Here is a 16,274-nt window from a genome sequence, read left to right as displayed (position 1 = left end):
GCCCGTTTGATGTACCGCAAACGCCCGCACACGCGGGCGTTTGTCATTTCTGCTCAAGCCCGTTCAGCGTCAAACCTGTACGTGAACGTTCACGTTAAACTATAATCCGATCGTTACTCCACCGCCGCCACGCGGCTGCCCGCCGATGTCCAGGGATCCCAGCGCACTGTTGACAGTGCGAGACGCTGCCCAGCGGCTCAACGTCACGCCGCGCACGCTCAAGTACTACGAGGAACGCGGCCTCGTCACGCCCACGCGCAGCGAGGGCCGCTACCGCCTCTACGACGAACACGATCTCGAGCAATTTGCCCGCATTCTGCGACTGCGTGCGCTCGGCTTCTCGCTGCACGGCATTACCGAGATGCTCAAGCGCCCGCTTGAATCGCTCGACGACGGCCGCCGGCGCTACTCGCAGGAATCGCTGCAGCAGATTGCCGATGCACTCGCGCAGCAGATCGACACGCTAGACGCACGCATCGCCGCCGTGCGCCGCGAGTTGAGGGAAGCGCAGACGGTGCGCACCGAATTGGCCGGCGATCTCGACTATCTGCGGCGGCGCCTTGCTGGCGTGCCATCGGAGACGTTGATCGACGAGCGGCTTGCCGCCACGCGCCGGCGCAAGGAGGAGGCAAAGGAGGCAAAAGAAAGTGCCGGCGGGCGCAAACATGGGAGCGCTCGCGAATGAGCAGCGCCCCGAGCCGCGCACCGATCTTTGACGCCGCACGTCTACGAGGCGATTTTTTCCCCTGGGTGCTCGCGCTCGCGACCGGCCTCGACTACTACGACAACGCCATCTTTTCGTTCTTCACGAGCTATATCGCCGGAGGCATCAACGCTTCTCCCGACGAGCTCGTCTGGGCATCCAGCGCTTACGCCGTGTGCGCCGTGCTCGGCATCCTGCAGCAGCAATGGTGGGTCGAGCGCATCGGCTACCGCCGTTATGTGGGCGGGTGTCTGCTGCTCTACTCGGCGGGCGCGGTGGCGGCGGCGCTTTGCGAATCGTCGATCGAACTCGCCTTTGCGCGCGGTTTCCAGGGCTATTTCATTGGCCCGATGATGGGCACCTGCCGCATCCTCATTCAGATTTCCTTTACGCCGCAGCAGCGCCCCGTGGCGACGCGCGCATTCCTGATCCTGATCGTGCTGTCCAGCGCGCTCGCGCCACTCGCGGGCGGTTTTCTCGTTTCGCATTTCGACTGGCGCGCCCTCTTCGCGTTTTCCGCGCCGGCCGGCGTGCTCTATGCGGCGCTCGCCCTGCTCGCGCTGCCCGACGCCGGCCACGTGCTGCCCGAAGCGCGCGGCGATACGCATTTCTGGCCCTACATCATCTTTGCGCTTGCCCAAGGCGCGCTGCAGATCGCCATGCAGCAGGTGCGCTTCGCGCTCTTCAGCACCTCGCCCGGCACCATCTTGCTGAGCGTGGCCGGCATCGCGGCGCTCGCGTGGTTCGCCTGGCATCAGTGGCATCATCCGAAGCCGCTCATGCGACTGCACGCGCTGCGCGAAAAACCGTTTCGCGTCGGGCTGCTGCTCTACACGATCTATTACTACCAGAGCACGGCGCTCAGCTATCTGGTCTCGCGCTTTCTCGAAGGCGGGCTGAACTATCCGGTGGAAAATGCGGGGCGCCTCACTGGCATCACCTCGCTGATTTCGGCTTCGACGCTGTTCTTCTATTTCCGCTACGCGAAGTTCGTCACGCACAAGAAGTGGATCATCGTGCCGGGCTTCGTGCTGGCGGCGTTCATCTCGTTCTGGATGACGCGCCTCACGCCCGACACCAGCGAAAGCTGGCTCGTTTTCCCGCTGCTGCTGCGCGGCCTCCTGCTGCTCTTCATCGTGCTGCCGGTCGCGAACCTGACGTTCCGCATCTTCGACAACGAAGAGTTCACGCACGGATACCGCTTGAAAAACGTCGTCCGTCAGTTGACGATATCGTTCGCGACCGCAACGATTATCATCGTCGAGCAGCACAGACTGGCACTGCACCAGGCGCGGCTCGTGGAGTTCGTGAACCCGCTCAACCCGATCTTCCAGAGCATTTACGCCACGCTCTCGCACGCCTTCGAAGCGCTCGGCCGCTCGCCAGGCGAGGCCCACGGGCTCGCGCTCGCGCAGATGAGCCGGATGGTCGCGCAGCAGGCGAGCTTTCTGAGTTCGCTCGACGGGTTCTATTTCCTGATCGGCGTGGCCGTGTGCGGCGGGATTTTCGCGGCCTGGCAAAAGCAGATCGACTGAACTGAACGACACGTGAACGCACCCCGCATACACAACTGAGCGCACCGAGCGATGTTTTCGAAACTGACCCAATGGTTCGGCGCGCGCCGACGCGAAAAGGCGCTGCGCACCTACGCGATCGACGACGCGCTCTGGCAAACCACGCTCGCCGGACTGCCCTTCCTCTCGCACCTCGAAGCCGCCGATCTCGCGCGCCTGCGCGAACTCACGAGCCTCTTTCTCGCGCAAAAGGAATTTTCCACAGCCCACGAGCTCGAACTCACCGACCAGATCGCGGTTGCGATCGCGACGCAAGCGTCGCTGCCGGTGCTCAATCTTTCCCTCGATCTCTACAAGGGCTGGGTCGGCGTCACCGTCTATCCTGGCGAATTCGTGATCCGCAAGACGGTCGAGGACGAGGACGGCGTGGTGCACGAAGTCGAGCACGACGCGAGCGGCGAAGCATGGGAAGGCGGGCCGGTGATCCTCTCGTGGGAAGACGCGCAGATGACCGATGGCAGCGATGCCTACAACGTCGTGATCCACGAGTTCGCGCACAAGATCGACATGCTCACCGGCGAGGCCGACGGCCATCCGCCCCTTTTTCGCCGCTGGCACGCGCCGCTCGATGGCCAGGCTTGGGCCGACGTGTTCGATAACGCCTACGACCAGTTCTGCGACAAAGTGGATGCCGTGCCCGAGCGTCGCTGGTCGCGCTTCGAGCGCGATTCGCTGATCGACCCCTATGCCTCGGACCATCCGTCGGAATTTTTCGCTGTATGCAGCGAGGCGTTGTTCGTGAAACCCAAGGCATTCGAAGCCGAATATCCTGAGCTTTACCGGCTGCTCGCGTGCTATTACCGGCAGGATCCGGCCAAAGTGGGGGCGCTGGCCGCGCTGGCCGCTCCGCCCGCGTGAATCCCGCCTCGCGAGCCAGCAATAATTCGCCAACCGGCTGATTTTCTGGCATAATCGCCGTTTTTCGACCTTGGGCAAGTGGCTCGCGCCGAAACGACCTTCACAGTGAAGGCACGCGGGTTGGCTACCGCCAGATTTAAGGAAAAACCATGAAAGAAGGCATTCACCCGGATTACCGCGAAGTCCTGTTCATCGACGTTTCGAACGACTTCAAGTTCGTGACCCGCTCGACCATCCAGACGCGCGAAACCGCCGAATTCAACGGCAAGACCTACCCGCTCGCGAAGATCGAAGTGTCGTCGGAATCGCATCCGTTCTACACGGGCACGCAAAAGATCATGGACACGGCCGGCCGTGTCGAGAAGTTCAACAAGAAGTTCGGCGCACGCGCCTCGGGCAAGGCTGCAAAGTAAGCTTTCGAAGCGAACTTCGCGCACCGGCTCCAAGCCGGTCCCGCACAAAAAAGGGCAGCCTGCGCTGCCCTTTTTTATTGCCTGCACGGCGTTCGCGCTGGTCCGCGCCGTGACGCTCGCTGGCGCAGGCGGCTAGAATGCCGGATGCTCCCGACCGGCGGCGCACGACGGCACGTGCCGCGGCAGTTCCCGCGACCGCCCTAGGCATCGCCCCCTTGAGGCCACAACCGCCATTGGCGCGCCCCGGTCCGCTTACCCGAATTCCTTCGCATTGCATGAAGCCTGCCATTCGCCTGACCGCCTCCGCCACCAGCGCCCTGCCGCGCTGGCTGCTGCTGACCATCTGCATCATCTTCGCTTCGTTTGGCCTGTTCGGCCGCGACCCGTGGAAGAACGAGGATGCGGCCGGATTCGGCGTGATGTGGACGATGGCCGGCGGCACCACGCACGACTGGCTGATGCCGAACCTCGTCGGCAAATACATCACCGCGAATGGCCCGCTTGGCTACTGGCTCGGCGCCATCTGCATCCGCGCGTTAGCCCCCTGGGTCGACGCCAGCAACGCGGCTCGAGTGGCCACCGGCGTGCTGTTCTGCAGCGCGTGCGCCTTCGTCTGGTACGGCGCCTATCTGCTCGGCCGGCGCCCCGAAGTGCAGCCGTTCAAATACGCGTTTGGCGGCGAGCCCGAGCCGCGCGACTACGGCCGCACGCTCGGCGACGGCGCCCTGCTCATCCTGCTCGCCTGTTTCGGTCTGGCCGAGCGCGGCCACGAAACCACGCCGCAACTGATGCAGTTCATGGGCATCGCCATGCTGGTGTACGGCCTCGTTCGCGCCATCGACAAACCCATTCAGGGCGCACTCTGGTGGGGTCTCGCGCTCGGCGTGGTGATGCTTTCGAGCGGGCCCGTACTGGTGGGCGCGCTGCTCATCGGCACGCTCGTCATGCTCGTTTTCGCACCCGAGACGCGCTCGCGCTGGCTGCTCGTGGCCGGCTTGCCGGTCGCGCTCGTGGTGTCGCTCTCCTGGCCGATCGCCACGCTGCATCTCTATCCCACCGATGGCGTATGGTTCCTCGACCAGTGGGCGCGCACGAGCGTCAATGCCTTCGCGGGCCCGCCGGGCTCGGTGCTGCGCTACGCGGCAAAGAACCTGCCGCTCTTCACATGGCCGGCCTGGCCGCTCGCCATCTGGGCGTGGATGAGCTGGGCAGGGCTGCGGCGCGCACCGCATGTCGCGATTCCGCTCTCAGTCATCGTGCCGCTCCTGATCCTCGTGATCGTGCAGAGCCACGAGACCAACCTGCTCTTCATGCTGGTGCTGCCCGCGCTCTCGGTGCTCGCGACCTTCGCGCTGCCCACGCTCAAGCGCGGCACGATCAACGCCATCGACTGGTTCGCGGTGCTGAGTTTCACGATCCTCGGCACCTTCGTGTGGCTCGTCTGGCTCGCCAGCATGACCGGCTTCCCGGCGCCGCTCGCGCGCAACCTCGCGCGCCTCGTGCCCGGCTACGTGCCGCAATTCAAGATTCTGTCGTTCGTTTGCGCGGTGGCCGTGACCGTATGCTGGATCACGCTCGCGCACTGGCGCGTCGCGCGGCACCCGAAGGTGCTCTGGCGCAGCGTCGTTCTGTCTAGCGGCGGCACCACGCTGATGTGGGTGCTACTGATGACGCTCTGGCTACCGGTCGTCAATTACAGCCGGACCTACAAGGACGTCGCGCAGCAGATCGCCACGCATCTGCCGGACGACTACCAGTGCATTTCGCCCGTGCGCCTCGGCGACGCGCAGATCGCCACCTTCGCGTATTTCGGCAAGATGCATTTCTCGTTCGACGAGGACTGCGATGTGATCCTGCGCCAGGATACGCAGGACTACGGCGCACCGAGCCCGATGTCGAACTTCGCGTGGAAGCTCGTCTGGGAAGGCCGCCGCGCGGCCGACCGCGACGAGCGCTTCCGCCTATACGTGCGCATCGACCGCCCGCAGCCGCCGCTGAAGAAACGCATCTGGCGCAAGCGGCCCGACTGAGGCCCCGGTGACGACGACCTTCGCCGGCGACATCCGGCGCATCGCCACCCTCGCCTGGCCGGTGCTGGTCGGCCAGCTCGCGATCATCGCGTTCGGCGTAATCGACACCGCGATGGTGGGCCGCTATTCGGCGCTCGATCTCGCAGCGCTGGGGCTCGGTTCGTCGATCTATGTCTCGGTCTATATCGGCCTGACCGGAATACTTACCGCGCTGCAACCCGTCGCCGCGCAGCTCTATGGCGCGCGCAAGGACGTCGAGATCGGCCTCGAAGTGCGCCAGGCCTTTTGGCTCGCGCTCGTGCTGATGGTGGTCGGCTTCGCGATCCTGTATTTTCCCGGCCCGCTGCTGGACCTCGCGCGACCGCCCGAGGCGCTGCGCGAGCGCACCGTCGCCTATCTCAGGCTGCTTTCCTTCGGGCTGCCCGCGAGCCTCGCGTTCCGCATCTACAGCTCGCTTGCCAATGCCGTGAGCCGGCCGCGCCTCGTCATGTTCCTGCAGGTGGCCGCGCTCGCCATCAAGGTGCCGCTGAACACCTGGCTCATTTTCGGCGGGCTCGGCGTGCCTGCGCTGGGCGGCCCGGGCTGTGCGCTCGCGAGCACTGCGATCAACTGGGCGCTCGCCGTGTGCGCCGCCATCGCGCTCACGCGCATCGACGTATTCGCGCCGTTCGAAATCTTCAAGCACTTCTGCTGGCCCGAATGGAGGCGTCAGGCGGAACTGCTCAAGCTCGGCATTCCGATGGGGCTCTCGTATCTCATCGAAGTGACTTCGTACACCTTCATGGCGATCTTCATCGCGCGCCTCGGCACGACGACGCTCGCCGGCCATCAGATCGCCGGCAACATGGGCGCGGTGCTCTACATGACGCCGCTCTCGATCGGCGTGGCGACATCCACGCTGGTTGCGCAGGCACTGGGCGGCGCGCGCCCCGCCGAAGCACGCACGCTCGCGCGGCATGGTGTGATGACCGCGGTGGCGATCGCCTGCTGCTACGGTGCAATCGTGCTGGTGCTGCGGCCGCTGCTGATCAAGGGCTATACGCCGGACCCGGCCGTCGCCGTGGCGGCGATGCCGCTCGTGGCAATCGTCACGCTCTATCACGTATTCGACGCCCTGCAGATCACCACGGCATTCGCGCTTCGCGCCTACAAGGTTGCTGTGGTGCCCACGGTGATCTATGCCATCGCATTGTGGGGCGTGGGCCTCGGCGGCGGTTATGTGCTCGGCTTCAACGTGCCCGGTACCCTGCCCGAAGGGGCCACAGGCGCGCGTGGCTTCTGGATCGCCAATACGGCGAGCCTCGCGATTGCCGGCATTGGGCTCGTGGTCTATCTGTCGCTTGTCAGCAGGCGGTATCTGCGCGCGCAGGAATGAACATTTGCTGCTGGGCAACTGCCGAAGCAGATGCTCTGCTTCGGCAGTTAGTTGCAAATCAACCCATATCTTCACGCGCGAATGCCTGATTCCGCGCAGCCTCGACGGTTTGTGCCGCGTGATACGACGAACGCACGAGCGGCCCCGCCACGACTTCGCTGAACCCCATTGCGAGCCCTGCCTCGCGCAGCGCCGCAAACTCGTCTGGGTGCACATAGCGCCGTACCGGAAGGTGATAGCGCGACGGCGCGAGATACTGCCCGATCGTCAGCACTTCCACGCCGTGCTCGCGCAAATCGCGCATGGACTCGTGCAGTTCGGTGTCGGTCTCGCCCAGCCCGACCATGAGCCCCGACTTCGTGACCAGCGCCCCATGCGCGGCCTTAGCGCGCGCAAGCAGTTCAAGCGAGCCGCGATAGTCGGCGCCCGGCCGCGCCGCACGGTAAAGCGACGGCACGGTCTCGACGTTGTGATTGAACACATCGGGCCAGGCCTCCGAGAGCGCCTCGAGCGCACGATCGATGCGCCCGCGAAAGTCAGGCGTCAGCACCTCCACGCCGATGCCCGGCACGCGCTCGCGCACCCTGGCGATGCAGCTTGCGAAATGCGCCGCACCGCCGTCGCGCAAGTCGTCGCGGTCCACCGAGGTGATCACGACATGACGCAGTCCCAGGGCCGCGACCGCCGCGGCGAGGTGCACAGGCTCGTCTTCGTCGAGCGGCGCGGGCCGTCCGTGCGCAACGTCGCAAAACGGGCAGCGCCGCGTACACAGCCCGCCCATGATCATGAACGTGGCCGTGCGCTGCGCGAAGCATTCGCCGATGTTCGGGCACATCGCCTCCTCGCACACCGAATGCAAGCGGTGTTCGCGCAGCACGGCGGCGACCTCCGCGACCGTCGTGCTCATGAGCGGACGCGCGCGCAGCCAGGGCGGCTTGGGCAGCGCCGCCCCCTCGTCCGCCGGCACGATCTTCACGGGGATGCGCGCGAGCTTCTCGCGGCTACGCAAGCCATGCTGGCCAAGCGCGGTGTCGCCGGACGCGCCCGGCGATCGAGCGCCCTCCCGCACCGGTTCAATCGTGACGGCGTTCATGGTCAGCCTCCCGTCTCGAAGAACGCCTTGAGCACGCGATTGACCTCGGCGGCGGCTTCCATCTGCACCATATGCCCCTTGCCCGCGATCACCTCGATGCGCACCCCGGGCGACAAGCCTTGCGAGTGCTTGACCGGAATGATCTGGTCGGTCTCGCCCCAGATCACAAGCACCTTCGGCGCGAGCGTCGAAAGCCGGTCGCGGAATACGCGCCGCTGCGCGCCGCCCTCGAAGGCCTGCGCCGAGATCTTCTTCAGCGCATCCTGCACGCCTTCGAGCCGCTTGTACTTCACGAGGTCCTCCACGAGCTGGCGCGTGACCAATGCGGGATCGGCGAACAGCTTCACCACATGCGGCTTGAGCGCGTTACGGTTCGCCGCCGCGACGAAGCCTTCGATATACGCGCCGTCGATCTCGTCGCCGAGCCCCGCGCTGGCGATCAGCGCGAGCGAAGCAACGCGCGCGGGCACGCGTTCGGCTACCGTCATCGAGACCGCACCGCCCAGCGAATGCCCGACCAGATGTGCACGCTCGATCTTCTGCGCGTCGAGAAAATCGACCACGCTCTGCGCGAGTTCATCGAGCGCCCCACTCTCCACCGCTTTGCCCGATTCGCCGTGTCCCGGCAGATCGAGCGCCCACACCGTACGCTCCGTGGCGAGATCGGCATGATTGAAGAGCCAGTTGTTGAGGTCGCCGCCGAAGCCGTGGATCAGCACGACAGGCGTGCCGTCACCCTCGCCCAGCTTCAGATAGCGCAGCGTGCGCCCGCCGATTTGCGCCTTCTCCGGCTGCGGGCCGGCATCGGCGTCGCCAGCCTTCGCGGGCACGAAATCTCGCTGGAATTCGGCCACCGCCGCATCTATTTCAGCGTCCGCTTCTTCCACGCCCGCCACCACGCCGAGCAGCGCACCCACCGGCAGCGTGTCGCCTTCCTGCGCGATCTGCCGCCGCAGCACGCCGTCGAATGCGCACTCTACGCCCGACGCGATCTTGTCGGACTCGACGTCGAGCAATTCCTCCCCTTTGGCAACCTTGTCGCCGAGCGACTTGAGCCAGCCGTTTACCTGGCCCTGCTCCATCGAAAGGCCCCACTTGGGCATCGTGATCATGTGAATCGGCATGACTTCAGCTCCTTGCCGCGCGCACGGCATCGGCGATCTGCTGCGCAGAGGGAATGTAAAGGTCTTCGAGCGAGGCCGCGAACGGCACCGGCGTATGCGGCGCGGTCACCATACCGACCGGCGCCTTGAGATCGCGAAATGCCTTGTTTGCGACGAGCGCGGCGATATCGGTCGCGATTGAGCAGCGCGGGTTCGCCTCGTCGACGACCACGATGCGGCCCGTGCGGCTCACGCTCTCCAGAATGGTTTCCTCGTCGAGCGGCGAAGTCGTGCGCAAATCGATCACATCGGCTTCGATGCCGTCCTTGGCGAGCTGTTGCGCCGCATCGAGCGCGTAATGGACCATGCGCCCATAAGTGACGATGGTGACGTCGTCGCCGTCGCGCGCGATGTTGGCCTCGCCGAACGGAATCGAATACGACTCCTCAGGCACCTCGCCTTCCATCGTGTAGAGCAGCTTGTGCTCGCAGAAGATCACCGGGTCGTTGTCGCGAATGGCCTCGATCATGAGGCCCTTCGCGTCATAAGGCGTGGCCGGGCACACGACCTTGAGGCCCGGAATATGCGTGAACAGCGACGTGAGCATTTGCGAGTGCTGCGCCGCCGCGCGCAGTCCCGCGCCGTACATCGTGCGGATCACCACCGGCGTGACCGCCTTGCCGCCGAACATGTAGCGGAACTTCGCCGCCTGGTTGAAGATCTGGTCGAAGCACACGCCCATGAAGTCGATGAACATCAGCTCCGCCACCGGCCGCATCCCGCATGCCGCCGCGCCCACTGCCGCGCCGATAAAGCCGCCCTCCGAGAGCGGCGTGTCGAGCACGCGCCCCGGGAACTTGCCATAGAGGCCCTTAGTCACGCCGAGCACGCCGCCCCAGGCGTCCTGCTCGCCTGGCGAGCCCGCGCCGCCCGCGTTGTCCTCGCCCATCACGATCACGCTCTCGTCGCGCGCCATCTCCTGGGCGAGCGCTTCGTTGATCGCCTGCGAATAGGTGATTTTCCGTGCCATTTTCGTCTCCTTGATCTGGAATCCTGATTACCTGTGCGAATCGCGCTCAGGGATATGACACGTATACGTCGGTGAGCAGCGCCTCGGCGGCTGGCAGAGGCGCAGCCTTCGCCTTCGCCACCGCATCGTCGATCAGCGCGCCCACTTCGGCGTCCACCTTGCGCAGGTCGTCGGTGCTCGCGAGCTCCGCACGCACTACGCGCTCTTCGAAGCGCTTCAGACAGTCTTTTTCATCGCGCAGCTTCTGCACTTCGCCGGGTGCGCGGTAGGTCTGCGCATCGCCTTCGAAGTGGCCGTAATAGCGCGAGAGCTTCATTTCGACGAGCGTCGGGCCGCCACCGTTGCGCGCCCGCGCTACGGCCTCGCCGAGCGCCTCGTGCACGGCGAAGAAGTCGAAGCCGTCGACGATCACGCCCGGCATGCCGAATCCGTTGGCGCGGTCGGCGATGTTGTCGGCCGCAACCGACCACGTAGACGAGGTCGCTTCCGCATAGCCATTGTTCTCGGCGACGAAAATCACTGGCAGACGCCATACCGAAGCGAGATTCATCGACTCGAAGATCACGCCCTGGTTCGAGGCGCCATCGCCGAAAAAGCACACGCCCACGCCACCGGTTTTCTTTTGCTTCGCGGCGAGCGCCGCGCCACACGTGAGCGGACCGCCCGCGCCAACGATGCCGTTCGCGCCCAGCATGCCCTTCGAGAGGTCGGCAATATGCATCGAGCCGCCCTTGCCGCGGCACGAACCGGTGGCGCGGCCATAGATCTCGGCCATCATCTCGCGCACGTCCACGCCCTTCGCGATGCAATGGCCATGGCCACGGTGCGTGGTGGCGACGTAATCGTTGTCGTTCAAATGGCTCATGGTGCCGACGGCGGACGCCTCCTCGCCCGCATACAAATGCACGAAGCCCGGGATCTCGCCGGTCGCGAATTCGACGTGCAAGCGCTCCTCGAACTCGCGGATCGTGCGCATCGAGCGATACGCCGCGAGCAACTGCTCCTTGTTCAACGTCACAGACATGGTTGTCTCCTGTCGAGTTGTGATGACCACGGTGGTGATGCCTGCTGTTTCCGAAACGAACTGGGTAGGTGAAGTGGCTCCTTGATTGAAGAAAATTTGGGGATATCCAATGCAGCGCGCGCTATCCCGGCACCGCGCGCAACAACTGATGCGAGGCCGCGTAACGCAGGGTGCGTGCAACGTCCACGGTCACCGGCCCGCCCCAGTCGAGCGCGATTTCGTAGCGGTCGCCGCGCGCCGGTTCGATCTCGCGCTCGCCGTCGAAGGCGAGCGTGCCGTGATTCGCGTCGAGCGGCAGCGCCATGCCGACTTCGAGCCGCTGGCAGGTGCGCATCGTCAGGCGCTCGATGCGCCCCGGCGCGATGGGCGCGATGAGCGGCACGCCTTCGCCCTCGCCGCCTTGCGTGGAGTCCGATGCAAAGGTCATGTGCAGGCCGTGCGCGGCGTCGCGCCCGACCGGCGCCCATGCACCGCCGATCGACGCGAGCCCGATGCCGTCGGGCGGCGCAAAGGCCAGAAATAACGATTCGATATCCGAACTATCAGAAATCGCACGCGCGCCGATAAACGGCTGACGCGACACGCAGATGTCGACCAGCGCGATCTCCTCGCGGCCGCGACCCGGTCCTTCGACGCACCGCGCGACGAGGCGCTTATTGCGCGCAAGCGCGGTTTCGGCCGGCACGGCGCCGGTGGCGACGAGCGCGCCCGCGAGACCCGCGACCGTGGCTTCGCGCAACTCGGGAAACGCGTTGTTGGTGCCGGTGGAAAGCGCGAGCAACGGCGTATCGCCGCAATGCGCGGCAACCGCGCGATGCGTGCCGTCGCCGCCGAGCACGGCGATGAGCGCGACCCGCTCGCGAACCATATGCGCGACGCCCGTGTGCGTGTCGGCCACGCTCTCGCTGATCGGCAGATCGACGAATTCCACGGCGGGCCAGCGTTCGTGCCGCGCCACGGCCGCATGGGTTTCGAGCGCGCGCAGCACGAGCGCGGCCACGCCGGTGCGGTCGCGCAGCGTAAGCACGCGCTCGACTCCCAGCGCGCCAAGCCCCGCAAGCAGGCGCACGACCATGTTGGCCTTTTCCGCCGTCGGAAAGACCGAGGCGTGCGTGGTAAGACGGCGGATGTCGCGTCCCGAAGCGGGGTTCGCGATCACGCCTACGGTCACGGGCATCGTCACGATGCGTTGTCTCCTATGTGGAGGCGCATGCATGCGCCACCATTGCCGTGACTCTCTGCAAGCGCTGTGCCAACGCATTCGAATGACCTCCGATGTCCCGCCGAATGCCGTATCTACTGGCTTTGCGGTCGCGATGGAGACGCTTCAGCACGATCGTTCATGGCCCGCCCGGCGTCTCAGTCGCGACTGGACGCACGCGCCGCGCGAGACAAAACCGGTATCCGGCGACCGCAGCAGGCCCGCCGAGCCCCGCGCAACAAGCCTCGCGCCGGGTCTCAAGGTCGTCTCGTCATGCCCTGAGACGATTGTCTCGGCTGTCTCGCATGCTGCGCTGCGGTGTGATCGCAAGCCGCAGATGTGCTACAAAAAGACTCCCGCCGAGCTCTCCGAGCGCCGACGCCCCGCATCAGGAATCGTCTGGAATCGCCCATGCCCTACGCACTCGCGCCCACCCGCCACGCCGAACGCGTGCGCGGCGCCGTCGAAGGCCGGCTGCCCGCGCCGAACGACTCGCCGCGCCTCGTGTCGTCCTGGCAGCGCTCGTTCGAGCGTTATCAACTCGATCCAGGTTCGGTGATCGGCCCGCGCGTGCTAAGCGCCGCCGAGCTGCGCGAGATCCGCGATCGTGAGGAGGCTTTTTTGCGTGCCTCGGGCCAGTGCCTCACGCGCCTGCACGAGACCGTGCGCGACGCCGACTATTGCGTGATGCTCACCGACGCGCACGGCGTCACCATCGACTACCGCATCGACCGCGAGCGCCGCAACCATTTCAAGCACGCGGGGCTCTATATCGGCTCGTGCTGGTCGGAGAGCGAGGAAGGCACGTGCGGCATCGCGAGCGTGCTCACCGATCTCGCACCGATCACGGTGCACAAAACCGAGCATTTTCGCGCCGCATTCACGACGCTCACGTGCAGTGCCGCGCCCATCTTCGCGCCGGGCGGCGAGCTGATCGGCGTGCTCGACGCCTCCGCCGTGCAGTCGCCCGACAACCGCGACAGCCAGCGCATCGTCAATCAACTGGTGCGCCAGAGCGCGACGCTCATCGAAGACGGCTATTTCCTGCATCGCACCTCCGCGTGCTGGATTCTTTTCGGACACCAGAACCGCAACTATGTCGAGGCGCAGCCCGAACTGTTGATCGCCTTCGACGAGAACGGCAACGTGGCCGCCGCGAACCGCCGCGCGCGCGAATGCATTCCGGGGCTCGACGGCCCGCGCCATATCGACGAGATCTTCGATTCATCCCACGTGCAGTTGCGCGATATTGGCCGTATCGAAGCCATTGCGGCGCTGCGCCTGCGCGCGAACGGCGCCATGCTCTATGCGCGCATTCGCGCACCGCTCGGGCGCACCGGGTTCCCGGGCGCGGCGCGCGCATCGTCGCCGGCCGTGCACGGCGCAACGCCGCTGCGCAACGCGCGCGCTGACGACACGCACGACCACGGCGCGCTGGGCCCGTTCCTGCGCAGCGCGGATGCGCGCGTCGCCGAAAACGCGCGCATCGCGCAACGCGTGGCGGGCAAGCATTTGCCGGTGCTGCTGCTAGGCGAGACGGGCGCGGGCAAGGAAGTGTTTGCGCGTGCGATCCACGACGCGGGGCCGCGCCGCAACCGGCCGTTCATAGCGGTGAACTGCGGCGCGCTGCCCGAGTCGCTGATCGAGAGCGAACTCTTTGGCTACGCGCCGGGCGCGTTCACGGGCGCACGGCGTCACGGCGCGCGCGGCAAGATTGCCATGGCCGATGGCGGCACGCTCTTTCTCGACGAGATCGGCGACATGCCGCTCGCGCTGCAGACGCGCCTCTTGCGCGTGCTCGCCGAAGGCGAGGTGCTGCCGCTCGGGGGCGAAACGCCCACGCACGTCGACCTCGAAGTGATCTGCGCGACCCACCGCGACCTCGCGCAGATGGCCGCTTCGGGCACGTTTCGCGAAGACCTGTACTACCGGCTCTGCGGCGCGGTGCTCGTATTGCCGCCGCTGCGCGAGCGGCGCGATATCGCAGCGCTCATCGAATCGGTGTTCGCGGAAGAGGCGCAGGCGGCCGGCCGCCCGCTCGTGCTCGACGCCGATCTCGCCGCGCGGCTTGCGGCGTTCGCCTGGCCCGGCAACCTGCGCCAGTTGCGCAACGCCATGCGCTACGCATGCGCGGTATGCGATACGGTGCGCGTCGAGGCGCGGCACCTGAGCGGCGACCTCGCGGCACAACTGGCCGCGACCATCGCCCCAGCCGGCAACAAGGCGACCACTCCGGCGAACGGCGTGGCAAACAACGCGGCAAACAGCGCAACAAGCAGCAGCGACGACGAACGCGCGCGCATCGTCGCGGCGCTCACCGCGCATCGCTGGCGTCCCAATGCCGCCGCCGCGGCGCTAGGCATCTCGCGCGCGACGCTCTATCGGCGCATTGCGAAGCTCGGCATCGTCGGGCCGCATCGCGCCTGAAGCACGCGGCAAGCGCCATCTCAGTCGCCGTCGAATTGCACAGAAGTATTAAATATTGTGCGGCGCGATTGTATTGCCACGAAACCGTGGGTATAAATCGAGCGCTTCCCGTCCACGGATACGCCAACTGTCCTATCCTTGTTGCACAGCACTACCTGGTCGATGCGTCGTCCGTTCCCGGCTAACCGAAATGCCCTCAATGGAGTGATTGCCATGTTCAAGAAGTTACTGATGCTGTTCATCGCACTGGGTCTGTCGCTGTCTGCCGCTCTGGCGGCGGCTGTCGAAGTCAACACCGCCGATCAAGCCACGCTCGAATCCGTCAAGGGCATTGGTCCCGCCCACTCCAAGGCCATCATCGACGAACGCACCAAGAATGGCCCCTTCAAGGACGCCGACGATCTCGTGAACCGCGTCAAGGGCATCGGGCCGAAGTCGGTGCAGAACCTCGAAGCCGCGGGCCTCACGATCAACGGCTCGTCGGCGCCGCCGGCCGGCAAGAGCGTTGCGACGTCGAAGAGCAGCAAGAGCGCCGCTCCCGCTGCAACTGCTGCCGCCGGCACTACGCCCAATCCGATGACGGCCTCGCAAGCACCCGCTGCCACGACCGCGCCGCAAGCCGCGTCGGATGCGGGCGCAAGCAAGTCAAAGCACAAGAGCAAGAAGGACAAGGCAGCCGCAGAAGCAAGCGCGCCTGTAGCAGGCTCCGCCGCTGCGGCGCCGGGCGCTGCCTCGGACACCACGGCGAAGAAGTCCAAGAAGTCCAAGAAGTCCAAGAAGAGCAAGGCCGCTTCCGAGGCGGCTGCTTCGGGTGCTTGATTCGCGTACCGGATCTGGATTCCGGGTTTCGTTTTTCCGGCCGCGCTCCCCTGCGGCGGCCATCATTCAGAGAGATTGTCATGAGCCTGCTAGATTCCCTCGGTTCCCTGCTCGGTTCGTCGTCGCAGCAACAAGGCGGCGGCCAAGCCCAACTCCTCGCTGTCGCGATGGAATTCATCAACAACCAGCCGGGCGGACTGAACGGCCTGATCCAGAAGTTTCAGCAAGGCGGCCTCGGCGATGTCGTGCAGTCGTGGGTTAGCAACGGCGAGAATCAGGCGGTTTCGCCGGATCAACTCCACAACGCACTGGGTTCCGACGTGGTTTCGGGCCTCGCGCAAAAGGTCGGCATGCAGCCCGACCAGGTCAGCGGCCTGCTCGCACAGGTGCTGCCGCACGTGATCAACGCCGGCACACCGAACGGTGAAGTGCCGGCCGGCGGCCAGATCAATGCCGAGAGCGTGCTGGGCACGCTGGGCGGCCTCGCATCGCTGTTCGGCGGTGGGAACAAGCAGGCATAAGCGGGCATAAGCAGGCGCAAGCTGTCGCGCGCCACATGAAAAAAGGGCAACGGAAAAAAACTCCGTTGCCCTTTTTGTTTGCTGCTGCGCGTGCCTTGCGGCA

The 16,274-nt window shown here is 65.7% G+C and carries 14 protein-coding genes; 9 read left to right on the top strand and 5 right to left on the bottom strand.

Features of this window, described 5'->3' with window-relative positions; translation table 11 throughout:
• The first annotated feature begins 145 nt into the window (after positions 1–145).
• The 6 genes from NH14_RS23610 (at position 146) to NH14_RS23585 (ending at position 6,953) form a co-directional block, all read left to right on the top strand.
• Positions 146–685: a MerR family transcriptional regulator gene (locus NH14_RS23610; RefSeq protein WP_052148035.1), complete on the top strand. Its 540-nt coding sequence runs from the start codon at positions 146–148 to the stop codon at positions 683–685.
• The gene (locus tag NH14_RS23605; protein ID WP_035526226.1) at positions 682–2,238 is read left to right on the top strand and encodes an MFS transporter; all 1,557 of its coding nucleotides are present in this window, start codon (positions 682–684) and stop codon (positions 2,236–2,238) included. Before NH14_RS23610 ends, NH14_RS23605 begins: the two co-directional genes overlap by 4 nt.
• Before the next feature lie 51 nt (positions 2,239–2,289).
• On the top strand, positions 2,290–3,135 hold the full coding sequence (locus NH14_RS23600) for a M90 family metallopeptidase (RefSeq protein ID WP_035526225.1): 846 nt from the start codon (positions 2,290–2,292) through the stop codon (positions 3,133–3,135).
• Positions 3,136–3,284: 149 nt separating this feature from the next.
• The gene (locus NH14_RS23595; RefSeq protein ID WP_035526223.1) at positions 3,285–3,548 is read left to right on the top strand and encodes a type B 50S ribosomal protein L31; all 264 of its coding nucleotides are present in this window, start codon (positions 3,285–3,287) and stop codon (positions 3,546–3,548) included.
• A 275-nt stretch (positions 3,549–3,823) separates the two neighbouring features.
• A complete protein-coding gene (locus tag NH14_RS23590; RefSeq protein WP_035526222.1) occupies positions 3,824–5,578 on the top strand; it encodes an ArnT family glycosyltransferase in 1,755 nt (584 codons plus the stop codon).
• Between the two features lie 7 nt (positions 5,579–5,585).
• Entirely contained in the window at positions 5,586–6,953 is a 1,368-nt protein-coding gene (locus tag NH14_RS23585) for an MATE family efflux transporter (protein ID WP_035526220.1), read from the top strand.
• A gap of 58 nt (positions 6,954–7,011) precedes the next feature.
• Here the strand turns inward: NH14_RS23585 and lipA are convergent, their stop codons facing one another.
• The 5 genes from lipA to NH14_RS23560 form a co-directional block, all read right to left on the bottom strand.
• Positions 7,012–8,046 (bottom strand): lipoyl synthase, encoded by a 1,035-nt coding sequence (gene lipA, locus NH14_RS23580; protein WP_084225392.1) that lies wholly within the window; start codon positions 8,044–8,046, stop codon positions 7,012–7,014.
• A gap of 2 nt (positions 8,047–8,048) precedes the next feature.
• Positions 8,049–9,170 carry an acetoin dehydrogenase dihydrolipoyllysine-residue acetyltransferase subunit gene (locus tag NH14_RS23575; protein ID WP_035526218.1) on the bottom strand — a complete coding sequence of 374 codons (1,122 nt, stop codon included), beginning with the start codon at positions 9,168–9,170 and terminating at the stop codon, positions 8,049–8,051.
• A gap of 4 nt (positions 9,171–9,174) precedes the next feature.
• A complete protein-coding gene (locus NH14_RS23570; protein ID WP_035526215.1) occupies positions 9,175–10,179 on the bottom strand; it encodes an alpha-ketoacid dehydrogenase subunit beta in 1,005 nt (334 codons plus the stop codon).
• A gap of 46 nt (positions 10,180–10,225) precedes the next feature.
• Complete coding sequence (locus NH14_RS23565; RefSeq protein ID WP_035526213.1) at positions 10,226–11,203, bottom strand: thiamine pyrophosphate-dependent dehydrogenase E1 component subunit alpha; 978 nt, start codon at positions 11,201–11,203, stop codon at positions 10,226–10,228.
• Positions 11,204–11,324: 121 nt separating this feature from the next.
• Positions 11,325–12,386: an ATP-NAD kinase family protein gene (locus NH14_RS23560; protein ID WP_152617136.1), complete on the bottom strand. Its 1,062-nt coding sequence runs from the start codon at positions 12,384–12,386 to the stop codon at positions 11,325–11,327.
• Positions 12,387–12,815: 429 nt separating this feature from the next.
• On the opposite strand from NH14_RS23560, the gene NH14_RS23555 reads away from it, so the two are divergent.
• The 3 genes from NH14_RS23555 (at position 12,816) to NH14_RS23545 (ending at position 16,171) form a co-directional block, all read left to right on the top strand.
• Complete coding sequence (locus NH14_RS23555) at positions 12,816–14,831, top strand: sigma-54-dependent Fis family transcriptional regulator (protein ID WP_035526209.1); 2,016 nt, start codon at positions 12,816–12,818, stop codon at positions 14,829–14,831.
• A gap of 213 nt (positions 14,832–15,044) precedes the next feature.
• Positions 15,045–15,650, top strand: coding sequence for a ComEA family DNA-binding protein (locus tag NH14_RS23550; RefSeq protein WP_035526207.1), 606 nt, complete (start codon positions 15,045–15,047; stop codon positions 15,648–15,650).
• Positions 15,651–15,730: 80 nt separating this feature from the next.
• Positions 15,731–16,171: a YidB family protein gene (locus NH14_RS23545; protein ID WP_035526205.1), complete on the top strand. Its 441-nt coding sequence runs from the start codon at positions 15,731–15,733 to the stop codon at positions 16,169–16,171.
• Positions 16,172–16,274 lie beyond the last annotated feature (103 nt).

This window comes from Paraburkholderia sacchari (assembly GCF_000785435.2).
GTDB lineage: Bacteria > Pseudomonadota > Gammaproteobacteria > Burkholderiales > Burkholderiaceae > Paraburkholderia > Paraburkholderia sacchari.
The sequence above is the reverse complement of the archived record's forward strand: the minus strand, read 5'-3'. Positions and strand labels throughout refer to the sequence as shown.